The following is a 19537-nucleotide window of genomic DNA, read 5'->3' on the forward strand; positions in this document are numbered from 1 at the left end:
GACGACCCACTCGACACGCCCGCAGCACAGGCCATGTGACGTGTCCCGGCTTCCCGGACGGTCGGGGTTGGGTGGCTGTGATGTCGCTGCGTTCTCGTTGAGAGGATCAGCAGACCCGATCAGAGCCGATTGGGATAAGACGCGAAGGCGGTCAGGTCAGGGCGGCCGAAGCTGGCCGGCGGGCGTCGGCCACGTCGAGGTCTTTCGGATGGATGGCGTAGGAACCTCCATCGTCGGGAGATCTCGACGTCTACCTGCGGACCGACGCGCCCGGCCGACCTACACCCTCATCTGGGAAGAGCCAGATTCGCTTGTGACGCCTTTGAGCTCCGTGAGCCTGTCGTCCTTCGGTCCAGTCGCGGGTTCGAATCGTCCCCCTACTGTTCTTCCTGCCACTTTGGCGTGTCCGCGTTCGCGGGGCGTAGCATGGAGATGTTCCCAGCGCGGCCTCGCTGCAACGATCACCCTAAGATGGGGGCGGTCAATCCGTTGTTGCGGAGCGGACGCCATATCCAGACGCCACCGAATCGCCGGATGAGTTGCACAGGTTCGTCGGTAGAGGGGGTTCGTAAAGTCAAGTCCGCTATCGTTAGGGCGAACCGCTGATCCAAAAAATAGGGCGCAACTTCTTGCGGTGACTCACCAACGACGCAGTCGACCCCGGCGCTGATTGCGTTCTCAAGGACGGATTCCAGTAGTACCCGCCCGACCGAGCGGCGGTACTCCTCACGTGTTGCGATCGCGTCGATGTACCAAACGGCCTGCGACTGCGCTTCCGGAAGCGGCACGGTGGCGATGGATGCGATGATCTCCTCGCCCAGTCGAGCTACGAGCCACAGCGATTGCTTCTTGTTGGCACCTGTGCCTTGTCGTTCGAGCCACCAACCGTCGGAGGCGACGGGGCCGCGTTCCGGCAGGGCCTCACGCGCGAGCTCGGCGCAGTCACGCGCGTAGTGCCGGCAGCCTGGCTCGATCTCAGCCAACTGTCTGTGACTCATAATCGACACCTCACCTCGATAGTGCACTTTAGAGCACTGTGCACAGAAGTGCACTGCGGGATCTTGGCGAGGTGCGCGAACAGCCGGTCGACGGGCCAGACCTAGTGGGCCTTGGTCATGCGGTTGCACGCCGACGGCAGGAGCGAGGCTGGAGCATCGATGCTCTAGCGGACGCGTCTGGAGTTGGTCGACGCACGATCATGAACATCGAGTCTGCGGCGAAGACTCCACGAATTGACACGCTTTACGCGGTAGCCAAAGCGCTCGACACGCCATTGGCCCAACTTGTTGAACAGTTGTAGTCGTCGAGAATGCTCATAGCTCCGGGCAGTGGCGCCCGTGACTGCTTGGACGAGGGTGTCACCGGGTGTGCATCACCCGTCGCGCTCCCAGGCCCAAATGCGGCATTTGCTTCCCTCGCACCTGCGCGAACAGTGTGTTAGTTTGGTTGCAGACGTGAACAACTCAGAGGCCTTGGCAATCGCCATGGCCCGCTCTTTTACGCGCCAGTGAGGATCGACTGATCTGTTGGCAGGGATTTGCAGATAATCCCCCCGCTACCACCCACGAAGGGCCCGGACCGATCGGTCCGGGCCCTTCGTCATGCCTCACGATCCATTACTGCAGGTGCCAGCTGACCTCGCGCGCTCCGACCACTGCTCCGCTGCTCTGCCCCGCCGTCCGCGCGGGCGGGCCACCCGCTCGACGCGCGCGCTGCCGCGACCTGCGTCACAGTGGAGGGATCGCCACGCGACCCCCGGGAGCAGCCATGTCCGACGTCACCCGCCGCACCGTCCTCACCGCCACCGGCGGCAGCGCGCTGGGGGTGATCGCCGCGAGCGCCACCCCGGCGGCCGCCGCGCCCTCCACACCCGCCACCAGCGCCACCGCCTCGACGGCCCCAGCCGCGCGCACCACGACGCCAGCAGCCTCGAGCGACCGTCGACCCCGCGGCGGCCCGGTCCCCGAGCCGCCCAAGGCCTCCGAGGCCGTGGGCTACGGCGGCGCGGTCTCCTGCGTCGATCCCTACGCCGCCCAGGTCGGGATCGACATCCTGCGCCACGGCGGCAACGCCACCGACGCCGCCATCGCCATGGCCGCCACCCTCGGGGTCACCGAGCCCTACTCCTGCGGCCTCGGCGGGGGCGGCTTCTTCGTCCACCACGACGCCCGTTCCGGGCGCACGGTCACCATCAACGGCCGCGAGAGCGCACCCGCCACGTACACCGAGACGACCTTCACCGACGCCGTGGGGGAGCCGCTCGACTTCGACGAGGTGGTCAACAGCGGCCTGTCGGTCGGTGTACCCGGCACCCTGGCCACCTGGGATGTCGCCGCCCGGCGCTTCGGCCGTCGGCGTCTGGCCGACCTGCTGCGCCCGGCGGAGGAGATCGCCCGGCGTGGCTTCGTCGTCGACGCCTACTACCGCAGCCACACCGCGGACAACGCCGAGCGCTTCGCCCGCTTCCCGGAGACGGCGCGCGTCTACCTCCCCGGCGGCGCGGTGCCCGAGGTCGGTGACGTCATGCGCAACCCCGACCTCGCCGACACCTACGCCCGGATCCGGTGGCACGGGGTCCGCGACTTCTACCGCGGGCGGATCGCACGGGCCATCGTCGACGAGGCCCGCCGACCGAGCACCGCGGCCGGCGTCGACGTCTTCCCCGGGCAGCTCACCCTCGCCGACCTGCGCCGCTACCGCGCGCGCACCGAGCACCCCACCCGCACGCGCTACCGCGACCTCGAGGTGCTCGGCATGGCTGTCCCGAGCTCCGGCGGCATCGCCGTCGGCCAGATCCTGCTGCTCATCGAGGCCTTCGAGCGGCGCACCGGCAAGCGGGTGGCCGACCTGCCCGAGGCGGAGTACCTGCACTGGTTCTCCGAGGCCAGCGCGCTCGCCTTCGCCGACCGCAACCGCTACGTCGCGGACGTGCACGGCGTGCCGCAGCGCGCGCTGCTCTCTCGCTCCTACGCCGACGAGCGGGCCGAGCTCTTCGACCCGGACGTGGCGGCCGAGCGGCCGGTCCCCTTCGGTGCGCCGGGTCGGGGCGGCGACGGCGGGGGAAGGGGGCGGCACCACCGCGAGCCACACCCGGGCCGCTCCACGACCCATCTCAACGTCACCGACCGCTGGGGCGACGTCGTCTCCTACACCCTGACGATCGAGCAGACCGGCGGCTCCGGCATCACCGTCCCGGGCCACGGCTTCCTGCTGAACAACGAGCTCACCGACTTCGAGTTCGAGCCGCTGACCGACGGGGTGCCGCACCCCAACCTGCCCGGCCCGGGCAAGCAGCCGCGCTCGTCGATGAGCCCGACGATCGTGCTGGAGCGCGGCCGCCCGGTCCTGAGCGCGGGCACCCCCGGCGGCTCGACGATCATCACCAGCGTCGCCCAGATCCTGCTGGGGCACCTCGACCGCGGCCTCGACCTCGTCGACGCGATCGCCGCACCCAGGCTCAGCTCGCGCAACGGCACCGAGACCGCCGACCTCGGGCTGGCCGAGAGCCCGGTCGGGGCCGCGCTGCGGGTGAAGGGGCACGAGCTCTCCTCGACCCGGTGGATCGGCAACGCCTCCGGTATCGCCCTGGAGCGTGGTCATGGTCGCGGGCGCAGGTGGGGCCGGCCGCGGCTGGTGGCCGCCGCCGAGACCGAGCGCGGCGACGGGGGAGCGGCCCGGGTGCTCACGCGTCGCCACCGCTAGGTCGCCCGACGCGGCACGGCGGGGAGCGCAGCCAGGCACAGAGAGGCCGTGGCGCGCGTCCTGCCAGCCGCGCGCCACGGCCATGTCCCTGGTCCTCGAGGCGGCGGACCGTGGCCTGGCACGCGCCTCTGTCAGGTAAGGCAAACCTAACTGACCGTCGTGGTCGACGCAAGAGCGCCCGTGAGGCTGGGAGCGCTTCCGTGGGCCCACGCTCAGCCCGGCCCGGGTCTCACGCCCGGACCCGCCCGGTTTCGCCTGCTTCACGGAAGGCGGCATGATGGGAGGGTGACTGCTCCCACCAAGCACCGTGTCGTCATCATCGGCTCCGGCTTCGGAGGCCTCTTCACCGCCAAGGCGCTCGCCCACGACGACGTGGACGTCACCCTCGTCTCCCGCACCGCCAGCCATCTCTTCCAGCCGCTGCTCTACCAGGTCGCCACCGGCATCCTCTCCGGCGGCGACATCGCCCCGGCCACCCGCGACATCCTCGGCACCCAGAAGAACGCCCGGGTCATCATGGGCGACGTCCAGGACATCGACATCGAGAACCGGACGGTGACCTCCCGCTTCGTCGGCCGCGACCAGGTCATCGAGTACGACAGCCTGGTCCTGGCCGCCGGCGCCGGGCAGTCCTACTTCGGCAACGACCACTTCGCCCGCAACGCCCCGGGCATGAAGGACATCGACGACGCCCTCGAGCTGCGCGGCCGGATCTTCGGCGCCTTCGAGCTGGCCGAGCTGGCCACCGACCCCGACGAGCGGCGCCGGCTGCTCACCTTCGTCGTCGTGGGCGCCGGCCCCACCGGTGTCGAGATGGCCGGCCAGATCGCCGAGCTCGCGCAGCGCACCCTGCGCGACGAGTTCCGCAGCATCGACCCCGCCGAGGCGCAGGTCATCCTCCTCGACGGCGCCGACCAGGTGCTGCCCCCCTTCGGCGAGCGGCTGGGCCGCAAGGCGAAGGCGAGCCTGGAGAAGCGGGGCGTGGACGTCCAACTCGGCGCGATGGTCGTCGACCTCGACGAGACGAGCATCACCATCGACGACGCGGACGGCGGCCGCCGCGAGATCGAGGCCGTGACGAAGGTGTGGGCCGCCGGTGTCGCCGGCTCCCCGCTGGGCAAGATCGTCGCCGACCAGGCCGGCGCCGAGGTGGACAAGGCCGGCCGGGTGCACGTCCAGGACGACCTCACCCTGCCCGGCCACGAGGAGGTCTACCTCGTCGGCGACATGATCAACCTCAAGGGCTACCCGGGCGTCGCGCAGCTGGCGATCCAGGGCGGCAAGTACGCCGCCGACCAGATCCTGCGCCGCGTCGAGGGCCGCGAGCCGGCGGGGCCGTTCAAGTACTTCGACAAGGGCTCGATGGCGACGATCTCGAAGTACTCCGCCGTGGCCAAGATCGGCCCGCTGAACTTCACCGGCGTGCCCGCCTGGCTCGCCTGGCTGGCGGTGCACCTCATCGCCATGGTCGGCTTCAAGAACCGGGTGACCACCCTGCTCAGCTGGATCATCACCTTCGTCGGCGACAGCCGCAACGAGCGGGTGAGCACGATGCGGATGGTCTTCGCCCGCAACGCCATGGACGACCTGGGTCACGAGTTCGCCTTCCCCGGGCTGCCGCGGCCGGAGGACGCCTCCCCGGGCGAGCGCGAGGCGGTGCGCCGCGCCTCCGCGGACGACGTCAGCGAGCGCGACGAGCCCGCCTGAGCCGACGGCCACCGTGCAGGCCCTCCGCGGCGCCCGACGTCCGGCCTGAGCCGACGGCCACCGTGCTGGCCCTTCGCGGCGCCCGACGTAGGGTGAGCGGATGCCGCTGCACTACACCCTCGAGCAACGACGGCTGAGCAACGGCCTGCGGGTCGTCGTGCAGCCCGACCCGACCACCCCGACCGTCACCGTCAACCTGTGGGTCGGCGTGGGCTCGCGTCACGAGGAGGCCGGGCGCACCGGCTTCGCCCACCTCTTCGAGCATCTGATGTTCCAGGGGAGCGAGCACGTCGCCAACGGTGAGCACTTCCAGGCGCTCATGGGCGTCGGCGGCCGGCTCAACGCGACCACGTGGTTCGACCGCACCAACTACTTCGAGACGGTGCCCACCGGGGCGCTGGAGCTGGCGCTGTGGCTCGAGGCGGATCGGCACGGCCGGCTGCTGCCCGCGCTGACCCAGGAGAACCTCGACAACCAGCGCGACGTGGTCAAGGAGGAGAAGCGGCAGCGCTACGACAACCAGCCCTACGGCACCGCGCTCGCCCGGATCTACGAGACCCTCTTCCCCGAGGGGCACCCCTACCACCACTCGACGATCGGCTCGATGGCCGACCTCGACGCCGCCTCGCTGCAGGACGTGCACGACTTCTACGCCCGGCACTATGCCCCGGACAACACCGTGCTCACCCTCGTCGGTGACGTCACCGTGGAGCGGGCGGTCGCGCTCGCCGAGACCTACCTCGGACCGCTGCAGCAGCGCTCCGAGCCCCGGCGCCCCGACCTGCCACAGCTGCCGCCGCTGACCACCCCGGCCCGCCTGGAGGTCACCGAGGAGGTGCCCAACGACCGGATCTACCTCGCCTTCCGGCTGCCGGTCGAAGGGGGCGCCTCCCGCCACGACTTCCTCGCCGCCTCGATGGCCCTGGACTGCCTCGGCGCGCTGAGCTTCGCCCCGCTGGAGCAGCGGCTGGTGCGCGAGGAGCCCCTGGCCAACAGCGTCGACACCTCCGCGATGGGCTTCGTCGACGGGGTCTCGCTCGGGCTGGTCGTCGCCGACGTCGCCGAGGGCGTCGACCCGGACCGGGTGGAGGCGGTGATCTGCGAGGAGCTGGAGCGCTTCGCCGCGGACGGCCCGAGCCCGCAGATGATGGAGGCGGTGCTCGCCCAGGCCGAGCGCGGCTGGCTCTCCGCGCTGGCCGCCCAGGACGAGCGGGCCGACCTCATCTGCCACTACACGCTGCTGCACGACGACCCCGGCTACATCAACACCTTCCTCGACCAGGTGGCCGAGGTGACCCCCGAGCAGGTCCGTGACGCCGCCCGGGAGTGGCTGCGGCCCGAGCAGCGGGCCGCGGTCGTCTACCGGGCCGCCGACGGCGAGCACGAGCGCCCCGCCGGGCAGAACAGCGCGGAGAGCGACGCGGGCACCGACGAGGAGAACGACCAGGAGGTCGTCGCATGAGCACCCAGGACGCCCCGACAGGCACGCTGCCCCCACGCCCCGAGGTCGCCCCGGCAGCCGCGTGGCGCCTGCCCGAGCCGCGCACCACGACGCTGGCGAACGGGATGCGGGCGATCCTGCTGCACGTGCCCGGCCAGTACGTCGTCTCGGTGCGGGTGACCCTGCCAGTGCCGCTGCGTGTGGAGCCGCCGGAGCGCGAGGGAGTGGCGTGGATCATGGCCCGGCTGCTCGACGAGGGCACCGCTACGCACGGGCAGCGCGAGCTCTCCGAGCTGCTGGAGCGCAAGGGGATCGCCCTCGGCGCGGGGATGAGCGAGAGCTCGCTGGGGATGGACCTCGACGTGCCGCAGCGCTTCCTCGGCGACGCGCTGACGCTGCTCACCGAGTGCCTGCGCGAGCCCTCCTTCGCCGAGCCGGAGGTGCGCCGGCTGGTGCGCACCCGGCTCGCCGAGATCGAGCAGCAGCGGGCCTCGGCCGCGCACCGCGGCATGCGCGAGCTGGCGGCGACCTACTACGACCCGGGTCACCGGGCGAGCCGGCCGGGCGCGGGCACGCCGGAGACGGTGCGGGCGATCACCCGCGAGGACGTCGTCGCCTTCCACGCCCGGCACGTCCGTCCGGACGGCGGGTCGGCGGTCGTCACCGGGGATCTCGACGGCACCGACGTGGACGCGCTGCTGGCCGGCTCGCTGGGCGCCTGGTCCCCGCCGCGCCCGGTGGGCGTCGAGGGCGCGAGCGAGGAGACCGGGACGACGCCTGGCCGGGAGGCGGCCCCGCGGGCCACCGACGCGGCCCGGGTGGTGCTCGTGGACCGGCCGGGCTCGGTGCAGTCCGAGCTGCTGCTCGCCGCCCCCGGCCCGGACCGCCGGGTGGACGGGGGATGGGCCCCCTTCCCGGTGCTGGCCTGGGTCATCGGGGGAGCGCCGAACGCCCGGATCGACCAGGTGCTCCGCGAGGGGAAGGGGTACACCTACGGGATCCGCTCCGGATTCCAGCCCCGCCAGGTGGGCGGCATGGCGATGGTCACCGGGTCGGTGCGCGCCGACTCCACCGCGGACTCGCTGCGGCTGGTCCGCGAGATCCTCGACGGCGTCGCCGGCGGGATCACCCCGGAGGAGACCCGCGCGGGCGTCGACTTCATGACCCTTACCGCGCCGGGCCGGTTCGACACCGCCGACGCGGTCGCCGACGAGCTGGCCATGCTGGCCGCGGACGACCTGCCGTTGAACTTCACCAGCGAGACCATCGCGGCGATGCGCCGGCTGGAGCCGGCCGACCTGGACGCCGCCTGGCGCGAGCACGTGGTCCCGGAGTGGACCGTGGTCGTCGTCGGCGACGCCGCGCTCTACCGCGAGCAGGTCGAGGAGCTGGGCCTCGGCCCGGTCACCGTGGTCCCGGCGTGAGCGTCGACGGCGCGCGTCGCCGCCGCACGTGAGTGACCGGCTGTCCGCGCAGCCCGGTACGCAGGGTCCACCCAGCCGGGCACGGCACACTGGTGGGCATGGGTGATCCCACCAGTCGTTCGCAGCCGGTGCCTCAGCTCGACGCCGTCCGGGGCGGCGCCCCCTTCCCCGGGATGCCCACGCCCGCCGACGGGATGATCCACGTCTCCGCCGAGCACCTCTCCCGGATCGGCGGCCAGCTGCAGCGCTTCCTGCTGGAGTACGAGTTCGGGCTCCGCGAGGTGGAGACGAAGATCGCCATCCTGCGCGACGAGTTCCAGCACATGCACGACTACAACCCGATCGAGCACGTGCTCAGCCGGGTCAAGACCGCCGACAGCATCCGGGCGAAGGTGGAGCGCCGCGGGATCGAGCGCGACCTCGGCTCCATCCGGGAGCACATCACCGACATCGCCGGGGTGCGGGTGACCTGCAGCTTCGTCGCCGATGCCTACCGGATCTTCGACCTGCTCACCCAGCAGCCGGACGTCACCGTGCGGCGGGTCTCGGACTACATCGCCGAGCCCAAGCCCAACGGCTACAAGAGCCTGCACGCCATCGTCGAGGTGCCGGTCTTCCTCTCCTCGGGCCCGGTGGACGTGCCGGTCGAGATCCAGCTGCGCAGCATCGCGATGGACTTCTGGGCCAGCCTGGAGCACAAGATCCACTACAAGTACGACGGCAACGTGCCCGACCGGCTGGTCGGCGAGCTCACCGACGCCGCGACCACCGCGGCCGAGCTCGACGAGAAGATGCAGCGGCTGCACGAGGAGCTGCACGGCTGAGCGACCCGACGGCGCCCGAGGGAGGGGCGCCCGAGGCAGCGATGCCCGACGCAGGGGCGTGCGAGCGACGGGGAGCTGCGGGTCAGTCCTGCGGCTGCAGCCGGCGCAGCATCTCCTCGTGCAGCAGCCCGTTGCTCGCCACGGCGTCCCCGCTCCACGGCCCCGGCCGCCCGTCCAGGGAGGTGAAGCGGCCGCCGGCCTCGGTGACCACCGGCACCAGCGCGGCCATGTCGTAGAGCGCCAGCTCCGGCTCGGCGGCCGCGTCCACGGCGCCCTCGGCGACGAGCATGTACGACCAGAAGTCGCCGTAGGCGCGGGTGCGCCACACGTCCGAGGTCAGCCGCAGGAAGCTCATCCCGCGCCCGGTCTCGCGCCAGCCGTCCAACGAGCTGTAGGAGAAGGAGGCGTCCTCGAGCCGGGAGACCTGGGAGACCCGGATCTGCCGGGCCTGGCTCAGCGACCGCCCGGTCCACGCGCCGCTGCCCTGGGCAGCCCACCAGCGCCGACCCAGCGCCGGGGCGGAGACGACGCCCATGACGCACTCGTCGCCGTCGACGAGACCGATGAGGGTCGCCCACACCGGCACCCCGCGCACGTAGTTCTTCGTCCCGTCGATCGGGTCGATGATCCACCGCCGCTGGGCGTCGCCGCTGGCGCCGTACTCCTCGCCGAGCACCGCGTCCCGCCCTCGGGAGCGACCGAGCTGGGCCCGGATGGCCTCCTCGCAGGCGCGGTCGGCGTCGCTGACCGGGGTGAGGTCCGGCTTGGACTCCACGACCAGGTCGTCGGCGAGGAAGCGGGACATCGTGATCCGCTCGACCTGGTCGGCCAGCACGTGCGCCAGCCGCAGGTCGTCGGCGTACCGGGAGGTCTCGGGCATGCCGGTCACCCTACGTGCGAGTCGTGGCTCGCCCCGAACGGACGGCGCCCGACCCGCGGCCACTGCGAGCGCGTCGGTCAGTCGGTGCTCTCGCCCGACCGGGCCCGCAGCAGCCGACGCAACGAGTCCAGCCGGGCCCGGCCGGCCGGCCCGGCGTGCCCGTCGGCCACCCACGGGTCGAGCCCGCACTCCTCCTCGTCGTGGGTGCAGCCGCGCGGGCAGTCCTCCAGCCCACCGGCCAGGTCGGGGAAGGAGGCGGCGATCTGGTCGGGGTCGACGTGCGCCAGGCCGAAGGAGCGGATGCCGGGGGTGTCGATGATCCAGCCGCCGTCGCCGCCATCCTCGTGGCCGTCGGCCGGCGGCAGCCGCAGCGCCACCGCCGAGGTCGAGGTGTGCCGCCCGCGGCCGGTGACGTCGTTGACCCGGCCGGTGGCCCGGTCGGCGTCCGGCACCAGGCGGTTGACCAGGGTCGACTTGCCGACCCCGGAGTGGCCGACGAGCACGGAGGTGCGCCCGGCCAGCCGGTCCCGCAGCGCGCCCAGGCCGTCGTCGCGCTCGTCGTGGACCGAGGTGACCACGGCCGGCACCTGCAGCGGTTCGTAGTCGGCCAGCAGCGACTCCGCGGGGGCCAGGTCCGCCTTGGTCAGCACCAGCAGCGGGTCCATCCCGGCGTCGTAGGCGGCGACCAGGCACCGGTCGATGAGCCGCGGGCGCGGCTCGGGGTCGGCCAGCGCGGTGACGACGACGAGCTGGTCGACGTTGGCGACGATCACCCGCTCCACCGGGTCGGTGTCGTCGGCGGTGCGTCGCAGCACGCTGCTGCGCTCCTCGACCCGGACGATCCGCGCCAGGCTGCCGTCGGCGCCGGTGACGTCGCCGACCAGCCCCACCCGGTCGCCGACGACGATCGGGGTGCGGCCCAGCTCGCGGGCGCGCATGGCCACGACCACCCGCTCGTCGGTGCCAGTGCCCACCAGGCACGTCCAGCGCCCGCGGTCGACGGCGGTGACCAGCCCGAGCACCGCGTCGGCGTGCGCTGGCCGGTCCTTGGTCCGCGGTCGGGACCCCCGGCCGGGCCGGACCCGCACGTCGGACTCGTCCCAGCGACGGCCGGGCCGGGCCACTAGCCGAGCCTCATCGTGCGGCGCCGGTCATCGGCGGACCATCATGCGGTACCGGAGAGCATCCGCTCCCAGAGCGGCACGAAGGTCGGCAGCGTCTTGGCCACCGTGCCGGGGTCGGCGACGACCGTCCCGGGCGCACGCAGCGCGAGCAGCGCCCCGGCCATGACCATCCGGTGGTCGGCGTAGGTGGCGAAGGGGGCGCCGTGCAGCGGTCGCGGGTCGATCCGCAGCCCGTCCTCGCGCTCGGTGACCTCGGCGCCGAGCGCGGCCAGCTCGGTGGCCAGCGCGGTGATCCGGTCGGTCTCGTGGCCACGGATGTGGCCGACCCCGCGGATGATCGAGGGGGAGTCGGCGCAGGCGGCCAGGGCGGCCACCACCGGGGTGAGCTCGGCGGCGTCGTGCAGGTCGACGTCCAGCCCCGAGACGGTGCCGTCGCCGGTGACGGCGAGCGCCTCGGCGGACAGGTGCACGTCGGCGCCCATCGTGTCCAGCACGTCCCGGATCCGGTCGCCGGCCTGGGTGGTGTGCTGCGGCCAGCCGGGCACGCGCACGGTGCCGCCGCTGACCAGCGCCGCCGCGAGGAAGGGCGCGGCGTTGGACAGGTCCGGCTCGACGGTGACATCGAGGGGCAGCAGCTCGCCCGGCTCGACCCGCCAGGTGTTGGCCTCGGAGTCGTCGACGTCGGCGCCGGCGTCCCGCAGGGTCTCCACGGTCATCGTGATGTGCGGCTCGGAGGGGACCGGCTTGCCGTCGTGGACGACCGTGACCCCGTCCTCGAAGCGGGGGCCGGCCAGCAGCAGCGCAGAGATGTACTGCGAGGAGGCGGAGGCGTCCATGACGACGGTGCCGCCGGTGACGGTGCCGGTGCCGCGGACCTCGAAGGGGAGCGTGCCGCGGCCCTCGTCCTCGATCTCGACGCCGAGGCCGCGCAGCGCGTCGAGGATGGCGGCCATCGGGCGGACCCGGGCCTGCGCGTCGCCGTCGAAGGCGACCGGCTCGCGGCACAGCGCCGCCACCGGCGGCAGGAAGCGCATCACCGTGCCGGCCAGGCCGCAGTCGATCGGGCGACCGCCGCGCAGCGCGGAGGGGGTGATGATCCAGTCCGGGGCGGCGTCGGCGTGGTGCCCGGAGGAGGTGGCGTCCTCGACCCCGGCGCCGAGGCTGCGCAGCGCGGCCGCCATGAGCTCGGTGTCGCGCGATCGCAGCGGCCGCCGCAGCCGGGAGACCCCGGAGGCCAGGGCGGCCAGGACGAGGTAGCGGTTGGTGAGGGACTTGCTGCCCGGCAGCACCACGGTCGCGTCGAGCGGGCCGGGTGCTGCCGGGGCAGACCAGTCGGCTGGGGTCATCGGCGCCGGATCAGCCGTTCTTCGCCTCGAGGGCGGCCAGCTTGGCCTCGCGCCGGGCGGCCTTGGCGTTGCGCTCAATGCTCTCCCCGGCGAGCTTGGCGCGGTAGGTGACGCCCGGCTTGCCCTCGGTGTCGACGGCGGCGAGCATGAGGCCGCCGAGCAGCCCGAGGTTCTTGAAGAACTGCACCTGCTGCATCTGCTTGGCGCCCGGGTCGCTCTCCTCCCAGAAGCGGTGGGTGGCGGTGGTCGGGACGAGCGCGCCGATGAGCACGGTCGAGGCGAGCCGCGGGAACTTGCCCAGCGCCAGCAGCGTGCCGCCGGCGACCATCGCGGCGCCGTAGCCGCGGATGACGGTCTCCTTCTGGTCGCTCATCCCGAGCGGCTCGGAGATCTGGCTGAGCGTCGGCTCGGACATCTCGACGTGGGCCTTGGGCTGCTTCAGGGCACCGATGCCGCCGCTGATGAAGATGGCGGCCAGCATCGGGCGGGCGAGGCGTCGAACGATCATGCGTGTCACTCCTGACGTGTCCGGGCAGGCGCCGCGGGTCGCGTCGCCTGCATCACCCCTACCGTAGTTCGTCGCCGCTCCCTCCGCGCCACCTACGGGACGACGACCAGGCAGGACGGCCCGGGCAGTGAGGCCCACCGCGCCCCCGTCGCGCCGCCCGTCCCGAGGCCCACCTCTAGGGTGGTCGGCGTGTGCGGACGCTACGCAGCCAGCGCGAACCCGGACGAGCTCGTCGAGGAGCTGGAGATCGACCTCGACCGGCTGGCCGAGCCCGCGCGCTCGATCCTCAAGAACCCCCAGGACCCGCCGGCCGGCGCCCCCGACTTCAACATGGCCCCGACCAAGCAGGCCCCGGTCGTGCTCACCCGCCGGCCGAAGGGGGAGGAGGGCGCCGATCCGCAGCGGCAGCTGCGGCTGCTCACCTGGGGGCTGGTGCCGAGCTGGGCCAAGGACGCCCGCGGCGGGGTGCGGATGATCAACGCGCGCGCCGAGACCGTGCTGGAGAAGCCGGCCTACGCCCGGGCGGCCGCGGCCCGCCGGTGCCTCGTCCCGGCCTCGGGCTGGTACGAGTGGCAGGTCAGCCCGACCGCCACCGACGCCAAGGGCAAGCCGCGGCGGCAGCCCTTCTACATCCACCGCGGCGATGAGGACGTCGTCGCGCTCGCCGGGCTGTACGAGTTCTGGCGCGACCCGGAGGCGCCGCGCGACGACCCGCTGGCCTGGCTGACCACCTTCACCATCGTCACGACCACCGCCGACCCGGGGATGGACCGGATCCACGACCGCCAGCCGCTGGTCCTGGAGCGGGAGGACTGGGCGCGCTGGCTGGACCCCGGGCTCACCGACCCCGACCAGGTCGGGGAGCTGCTCGGCTTCGCCGCACCGGGGCGCTTCGCGGCGCACCCGGTCTCCCGGGCGGTCAGTTCCAACCGCAGCAACGGACCGCAGCTCATCGAGCCGGTCCCGGCGGCCGAGCTCGAGGGTGTCGTCGACCCGGAGACCGGGGAGATCGTCGGGGGCGAAGGATGAGCCCGGGGGCTCGGACGAGCGGGAACGACGAGACCCGCGTCATCGAGACCACCGACGTCGAGACCCCGACCGGTCCGGCGCGGCTGCACCACCACCGGGCGCGCGCCCCCGAGCACGGCACGGTCGTGCTCGGGCACGGCGCCGGCGGCGGGATCGGCGCCGTCGACCTCGTCGCGCTGGCCGAGGCGCTGCCCGCCGCCGGGTGGAGCGTCGTCCTCGTCGAGATGCCCTGGCGGGTCGCCGGGAAGAAGATGGCGCCGCCGCCGCGGCGCCTCGACGAAGGGTGGCTGCCGGTCCTCGACGTGGCGACCGCGTCGCTGAGCGGTCGGCTCGTCGTCGGCGGGCGCAGCGCGGGTGCCCGGGTGGCCTGCCGCACCGCGGCCCAGGTCGGTGCCGAGGCCGTGCTCGCCCTCTCCTTCCCGCTCGTGCCGCCGGGCAAGGGCCCGGAGAAGTCGAGGATCGGCGAGCTGACGACGCCGGGCGAGCACGGGCTGCCGGTGCTCGTCGTGCAGGGGGCCACGGACCCCTTCGGCCGCCCGGAGCAGGTGCGTGCCGCGGTGACCGAGATCGGCGCGACCGGGGTGACCGTGGCCGGCGTGCCCGGGGCGCACTCCTTCCGCGGGGCGCAGGACGCGCTCGTCGAGGCCACCCTCGCCTTCCTGGGAGAGCTGGATCGCGGGGAAGTATAGGGCTCAGGCGAGGGCGAGGATCATCGCCAGCACCTCGTCGGGGTCGCTCAGCCGGTCGCCGACGAGCTCGCGCACCTGGCTCATCCGGTAGCGCACCGTCTGCGGGTGCACGTGCAGCTCCTCGGCGACGAGCTCACGGCGGCCCTGCAGCAGCAGCCAGGCGCGCAGGGTCTCGGCAAGCCGGTCGGCGGTGGCCTCCGGGAGCTCGGCGAAGGGGGCCAGCGCCGCCTGCCGCAGGTCGGCCCGGGCGGCCGGGTCGGCGGCCAGCAGTACCTGGGGGAGCACCGCGTCCGCGTCTACCTGACCGTGCGGCAGCGCCCGCACCGCCCGGGCGTAGGACTCCACCACCCGGTGCCACGGGCGGGCCGGGCCGGCGATCGCGTCCCGTCCCTCGAGCAGCTGCAGCAGGCGCGACCGGGCCGGGCCGCCGGTCTCCGGGACCAGCGCCACCGCGTGCGTCGCCGGCGGGGGCGCGCCGTCGGCGTCCGGGAGGTCCTCGGTGAGGGTGAGGGTGCGGGGGTCGAGCAGGCCGAGCGTCGTCGGCAGCCGGTCCCGGGGGACCAGCAGCGCGGTGAGCGTCCGCGGCGGGGTCCAGCGCGCCTCCTCGGCCTCGCGCCGCAGGGTCGCCTCCGGCTCGGCCCCGAGCAGGCCCCGGGTGAGCCGGTGCACGTGCACCTGGCGCTCGCGCTCGGCGCTCGCCGACTCCGCGTTGTGCCCGGCCACGCTGGCCGCGGAGAGCTCGTCGATGTAGGTGAAGACCAGCTCGGCGAAGCGGCCCAGGGTCGCCGCGTCGACGCCCGCAGCGACCGCGCTGCGGGAGAGCTCGCGCCAGGACACCCGGGCGCCCACCCGGTAGGCCGCGAGCAGCGCGTCCACCGGGCGGCCCTGCCGGGCCTCGACCTGGCCGAGCTCGCGGGCCGCGGTCACGCCGACCCCCACCGGTCGTGCCCTGCCGGGCGGGCCGCCCTCGGCGGCGAGCTCGACGAAGCTCTCCAGGGAGACCTGCACGGCGCGCTCGATGACCCGGCCCATCCGGCCCTGGAAGGGGGCGTCGTAGGCGGGCACCTCCTCCATGATCGCCGCCACGGTCTGCCGGGCCACCGTGCCGAGCTCCTCGCGCAGCGCGGTCACCGCCGCCGGGTCGAGGGTGATCTCGGCGGCCTGCGCGGCCACCCGCCCGCCGGAGCCCTCGCCCGGTCCGCGGCCGGCTCCGGCGGTGGGCCCCGTGGGACCTCCGGTGGTGTCCGGTGCCATGGCATGTCCTCACGTTGTCCGTCGTGAAGGGGGACGTACCGGGACCAGTCGGTGAACCACCTCACAGATTGTTCGCTATGAACAATATCGACCGGTCACGCCTACGCGTCAAGGACAGCGATCCCCCCTTCTTGGCACGAAATGATGGAGGCATGCCTTCGACGACCGTCCCGCGCCTGGTCTCGCGGCTCGCCCAGGGGCTCACCGTCCCCTTCGTGCCCGACGACTACCTCGATCTGGTCGCCCCGCTGCGCTCCGGCGCCGACCTGCGTGGTCGCATCGTCGCCGTCCACCCGGAGACCGCCGACGCCGCGACCATCACCATCCGCCCCGGCCGGGACTGGGCCGGGCACGTCCCCGGCCAGAACGTGCGCCTGGGCGTCGACGTCGACGGGGTGCGCCGCTGGCGGGCCTACTCGATCACCTCGGTGAGCAACAGCCCGACCGCCCGTGACCGGACCATCTCGATCACCGTCAAGGCGATGGCCGACGGCCTCGTCTCCCGGCACCTGGTGCACCGCACCCGGCCGGGCACCGTCGTCGCCCTCGACCAGGCCACCGGCGACTTCGTGCTGCCGGCGGCCCCGCCCCGCGGGCTGCTCTTCCTCACCGGCGGGTCCGGCATCACCCCGGTGATGGGCATGCGCCGCAACCACGACCTGCGCGACCGGGACGCGGTGCACATCCACTCCGCCCCGACCGCGGCCGACGTCATCTTCGCCGAGGAGCTGCGCCGGGAGAGCCCGGGCGTGCGTACCCACGTGCGGCACACCGACGACGAGGGCATGCTCGACCCGGCCGCCCTGGACGCCCTCGTGCCGGACTGGCGCGAGCGGGAGACCTGGCTGTGCGGGCCGACCCCGATGCTCGACGCCTTCGAGGCGGTGTGGGCCGAGGCCGGGATCGTCGACCGGCTGCACGTCGAGCGCTTCCGCCCGGCGATCACCGCGACCGGCGAAGGGGGCCGGATCAGCCTCACCACCGGGGCCGAGCGCACCGAGGTCGAGGCCGACGGCGCCACCACCGTCCTGGACGCCGCCGAGGACGCCGGCGTCATCATGCCGAGCGGCTGCCGGATGGGCGTCTGCTTCGGCTGCGTCCTGCCCATGACCGACGGCGCCGTGCGCGACCTGCGCAACGGCACCCTCACCGAGACCACGCCCGACGACCCGCCGGTGAAGGTGCAGACCTGCATCTCCGCGGTCGCCGGCGCCTGCACCATCGAGACCCAGGAGAGCGCATGACCAGCACCATCGAGCGGCCCACCGCGACCAAGGCACTGGACAGCCGGATCACCGGCGGCCGGTCCGAGGTCGTGCACACCCACGTCAACGCCACCCCCAGCCCGATCGACCACCTCACCCCGGAGCAGATCGAGGAGATCGGCCGCGAGCTCGACGAGATCCGCCAGGAGGTCTTCAACAGCCTCGGCGAGCAGGACGCGGCCTACATCCGCCGGGTCATCGCCGTGCAGCGCTGGCTCGAGCTCGGCAGCCGCGGGGTGCTGCTCTTCTCCCGGCACCCGCTGGCCTGGGTGGTCGGCACCGCCGGCCTGTCGGTGGCCAAGATCCTCGACAACATGGAGATCGGGCACAACGTCATGCACGGCCAGTGGGACTGGATGCGTGACCCGAAGATCCACTCCTCGACCTGGGAGTGGAACACCGTCTCCCCGGCCGAGCAGTGGAAGCACAGCCACAACGAGATCCACCACACGTACACCAACGTCGTCGGCAAGGACAACGACCTCGGCTACGGGATCATGCGGGTCGACGACGCCCAGCGCTGGTACCCCGCCTACCTCGTGCAGCCGCTGCTCAACCTCGTCAACGCCACCTTCTTCGAGTACGGCATCGCCGCCTACGACCTCGAGCTCGGCAAGAACTGGAAGACCCGCAAGACCAACCCGGCCTTCCAGGCCGACGCCGCGCACGTCATGGCCAAGATCAAGCGGCTGGCGCTCAAGGACTACGTCCTGTGGCCGGCGCTGTCCGGGCCCGGCTTCGTCTCGACGTTGACGGCCAACTTCACCTCGAACATCGTCCGCAACTACTGGACCCACTCGGTCATCATGTGCGGGCACTTCCCGCAGGGCGTGGAGACCTTCTCCAAGACCTCGATCGAGGGGGAGACCCGCGGCGAGTGGTACCTGCGGCAGATGCTCGGCTCGGCCAACATCAGCGGCAGCAAGCCGATGCACATCATGACCGGTTACCTGAGCCACCAGGTCGAGCACCACCTCTACCCGGACATGCCGAGCCCGAAGCTGGCCGAGATCTCGCCGCGCATCCAGGACCTCTTCCAGCGCTACGGCCTGACCTACGTCACCGGGCCGCTGCACACCCAGGTCGCCTCGGCGTGGAAGGAGATCATCCGCCTCTCGCTGCCGAACGACACCTCGCTCAAGCAGACCGTGCAGATCCTCGCCACCCAGGGGATGAAGGGTCTGAAGAAGCGCGCCCGTCAGACCCGCAACATCTACGCCTGAGCCCCCGACAGTCCTAGGACAGTCGCCCCGGCCCTCGCGCGCGAGCGGTCCGGCGCGACAGTCCTAGGACTGTCGCCCTCTGGGGTTGGGGTCAGGCGGGGTAGCCCTGGGGGTTGGCCGACTGCCACCGCCAGGTGTCGGCGCACATCTCGGCGACGTCGCGGGCGGCCCGCCAGCCCAGCTCGTCCTCGGCGCGGGAGGGGTCGGCGTAGCAGACCGCGAGGTCGCCGGCCCGCCGCGCGGCGATCTCGTAGGGCACCTCCCGCCCGCTGGCGGCGGCGAAGGCGGAGACCATCTCCAGCACCGAGGTGCCCTGCCCGGTGCCGAGGTTCCAGGCGCGGACCCGCAGCTCGGGGTGGGCGGCGAGGTACTCCAGCGCGGCCACGTGACCGGCGGCGAGGTCCTCGACGTGGATGTAGTCGCGCAACGGCGTCCCGTCCGGGGTGCCGTAGTCGTCGCCGAAGACCTGCAGCCGCTCACGGCGCCCCACCGCCACCTGCGCGACGAAGGGCATGAGGTTGTTCGGGATCCCCTCGGGGTCCTCGCCGATCCGCCCGCTGGGGTGCGCCCCGACCGGGTTGAAGTAGCGCAGCAGCGCCACCTGCAGCAGCCCGTCCGCCTCGGCGACGTCGCTGAGGATCTGCTCCTGCATCACCTTCGTCCAGCCGTAGGGGTTGGTCGCCGACGTCGGCGCCCCCTCCCGCATCGGGACGGCGGCGTCCGCGCCGTAGACGGTGGCCGAGGAGGAGAAGACGAGGGTGCGCACCTGGTGGCGCTGCATCGCCCGGAGCAGCCCGAGGGTGGAGCCGAGGTTGTTCTCGTAGTACTCCAGCGGCATCTCGCCGGACTCGCCGACCGCCTTGAGGCCGGCGAAGTGGACCACCGCGTCGATCTGCTCCTCGGCGAAGATCCGCTCCACCTTGTCGTGCTCGCGCAGGTCGATGGCGTGCACCGGCACGTGCTGGCCGGTCAGCTCCTCGAGCCGCGGGACGACGCTGGGGCGGGCGTTGACGAAGCTGTCGACGACGACCACCTCGTGCCCCGAGGCGATCAGCCGGACGACCGTGTGGGACCCGATGTAGCCGGCTCCGCCGGTGACGAGGACGCGCATGGCGCCCACC

General features: G+C 72.8%; 17 protein-coding genes. 10 read left to right on the plus strand and 7 right to left on the minus strand.

Features of this window, described 5'->3' with window-relative positions:
- Positions 1–461: 461 nt before the first annotated feature.
- Positions 462–983: a GNAT family N-acetyltransferase gene (locus BJY28_RS09190; RefSeq protein WP_179462736.1), complete on the minus strand. Its 522-nt coding sequence runs from the start codon at positions 981–983 to the stop codon at positions 462–464.
- Between the two features lie 119 nt (positions 984–1102).
- Between BJY28_RS09190 and BJY28_RS17040 the strand changes: the two genes are divergently transcribed.
- The 6 genes from BJY28_RS17040 to BJY28_RS09220 all read left to right on the plus strand — a co-directional run bounded on the left by BJY28_RS17040 (position 1103) and on the right by BJY28_RS09220 (position 9098).
- Positions 1103–1300, plus strand: a complete 198-nt coding sequence (locus BJY28_RS17040; protein ID WP_425485722.1) for a helix-turn-helix domain-containing protein — start codon at positions 1103–1105, stop codon at positions 1298–1300.
- A gap of 467 nt (positions 1301–1767) precedes the next feature.
- Positions 1768–3702 (plus strand): gamma-glutamyltransferase, encoded by a 1935-nt coding sequence (gene ggt / locus BJY28_RS09200; protein ID WP_179462738.1) that lies wholly within the window; start codon positions 1768–1770, stop codon positions 3700–3702.
- Positions 3703–3987: 285 nt separating this feature from the next.
- Positions 3988–5409: an FAD-dependent oxidoreductase gene (locus tag BJY28_RS09205; RefSeq protein WP_179462739.1), complete on the plus strand. Its 1422-nt coding sequence runs from the start codon at positions 3988–3990 to the stop codon at positions 5407–5409.
- Positions 5410–5509: 100 nt separating this feature from the next.
- Positions 5510–6871 carry a M16 family metallopeptidase gene (locus BJY28_RS09210; protein ID WP_179462740.1) on the plus strand — a complete coding sequence of 454 codons (1362 nt, stop codon included), beginning with the start codon at positions 5510–5512 and terminating at the stop codon, positions 6869–6871.
- Positions 6868–8274, plus strand: coding sequence for a M16 family metallopeptidase (locus BJY28_RS09215; protein WP_179462741.1), 1407 nt, complete (start codon positions 6868–6870; stop codon positions 8272–8274). The genes BJY28_RS09210 and BJY28_RS09215 overlap by 4 nt, the downstream gene beginning before the upstream one ends.
- Before the next feature lie 173 nt (positions 8275–8447).
- Positions 8448–9098 (plus strand): GTP pyrophosphokinase, encoded by a 651-nt coding sequence (locus BJY28_RS09220; protein ID WP_179464041.1) that lies wholly within the window; start codon positions 8448–8450, stop codon positions 9096–9098.
- Between the two features lie 82 nt (positions 9099–9180).
- Here the strand turns inward: BJY28_RS09220 and hisN are convergent, their stop codons facing one another.
- The 4 genes from hisN to BJY28_RS09240 all read right to left on the minus strand — a co-directional run bounded on the left by hisN (position 9181) and on the right by BJY28_RS09240 (position 12956).
- A complete protein-coding gene (gene hisN / locus BJY28_RS09225; protein ID WP_179462742.1) occupies positions 9181–9978 on the minus strand; it encodes a histidinol-phosphatase in 798 nt (265 codons plus the stop codon).
- Positions 9979–10055: 77 nt separating this feature from the next.
- Complete coding sequence (gene rsgA, locus BJY28_RS09230; protein WP_179462743.1) at positions 10056–11102, minus strand: ribosome small subunit-dependent GTPase A; 1047 nt, start codon at positions 11100–11102, stop codon at positions 10056–10058.
- A gap of 41 nt (positions 11103–11143) precedes the next feature.
- Positions 11144–12448: a 3-phosphoshikimate 1-carboxyvinyltransferase gene (gene aroA / locus BJY28_RS09235; protein ID WP_179462744.1), complete on the minus strand. Its 1305-nt coding sequence runs from the start codon at positions 12446–12448 to the stop codon at positions 11144–11146.
- Between the two features lie 10 nt (positions 12449–12458).
- Positions 12459–12956, minus strand: a complete 498-nt coding sequence (locus tag BJY28_RS09240) for a DoxX family protein (protein ID WP_179462745.1) — start codon at positions 12954–12956, stop codon at positions 12459–12461.
- A 189-nt stretch (positions 12957–13145) separates the two neighbouring features.
- Between BJY28_RS09240 and BJY28_RS09245 the strand changes: the two genes are divergently transcribed.
- Positions 13146–13985 (plus strand): SOS response-associated peptidase family protein, encoded by an 840-nt coding sequence (locus BJY28_RS09245; RefSeq protein WP_179462746.1) that lies wholly within the window; start codon positions 13146–13148, stop codon positions 13983–13985.
- A complete protein-coding gene (locus BJY28_RS09250) occupies positions 13982–14674 on the plus strand; it encodes an alpha/beta hydrolase family protein (RefSeq protein ID WP_218875272.1) in 693 nt (230 codons plus the stop codon). The genes BJY28_RS09245 and BJY28_RS09250 overlap by 4 nt, the downstream gene beginning before the upstream one ends.
- Positions 14675–14677: 3 nt before the next feature.
- Here the strand turns inward: BJY28_RS09250 and BJY28_RS09255 are convergent, their stop codons facing one another.
- Entirely contained in the window at positions 14678–15928 is a 1251-nt protein-coding gene (locus tag BJY28_RS09255; protein ID WP_179462747.1) for a PucR family transcriptional regulator, read from the minus strand.
- Positions 15929–16080: 152 nt separating this feature from the next.
- Between BJY28_RS09255 and BJY28_RS09260 the strand changes: the two genes are divergently transcribed.
- Positions 16081–17172: a ferredoxin reductase gene (locus tag BJY28_RS09260; protein ID WP_179462748.1), complete on the plus strand. Its 1092-nt coding sequence runs from the start codon at positions 16081–16083 to the stop codon at positions 17170–17172.
- The gene (locus BJY28_RS09265) at positions 17169–18416 is read left to right on the plus strand and encodes a fatty acid desaturase family protein (RefSeq protein WP_179462749.1); all 1248 of its coding nucleotides are present in this window, start codon (positions 17169–17171) and stop codon (positions 18414–18416) included. Before BJY28_RS09260 ends, BJY28_RS09265 begins: the two co-directional genes overlap by 4 nt.
- A 91-nt stretch (positions 18417–18507) precedes the next feature.
- On the opposite strand, the gene galE is transcribed toward BJY28_RS09265, so the two are convergent.
- Positions 18508–19527, minus strand: coding sequence for a UDP-glucose 4-epimerase GalE (gene galE, locus BJY28_RS09270; protein ID WP_179462750.1), 1020 nt, complete (start codon positions 19525–19527; stop codon positions 18508–18510).
- Positions 19528–19537 lie beyond the last annotated feature (10 nt).

Origin of the sequence: Janibacter alkaliphilus (genome assembly GCF_013408565.1) — a bacterium.
GTDB classification, from domain to species: domain Bacteria; phylum Actinomycetota; class Actinomycetes; order Actinomycetales; family Dermatophilaceae; genus Janibacter; species Janibacter alkaliphilus.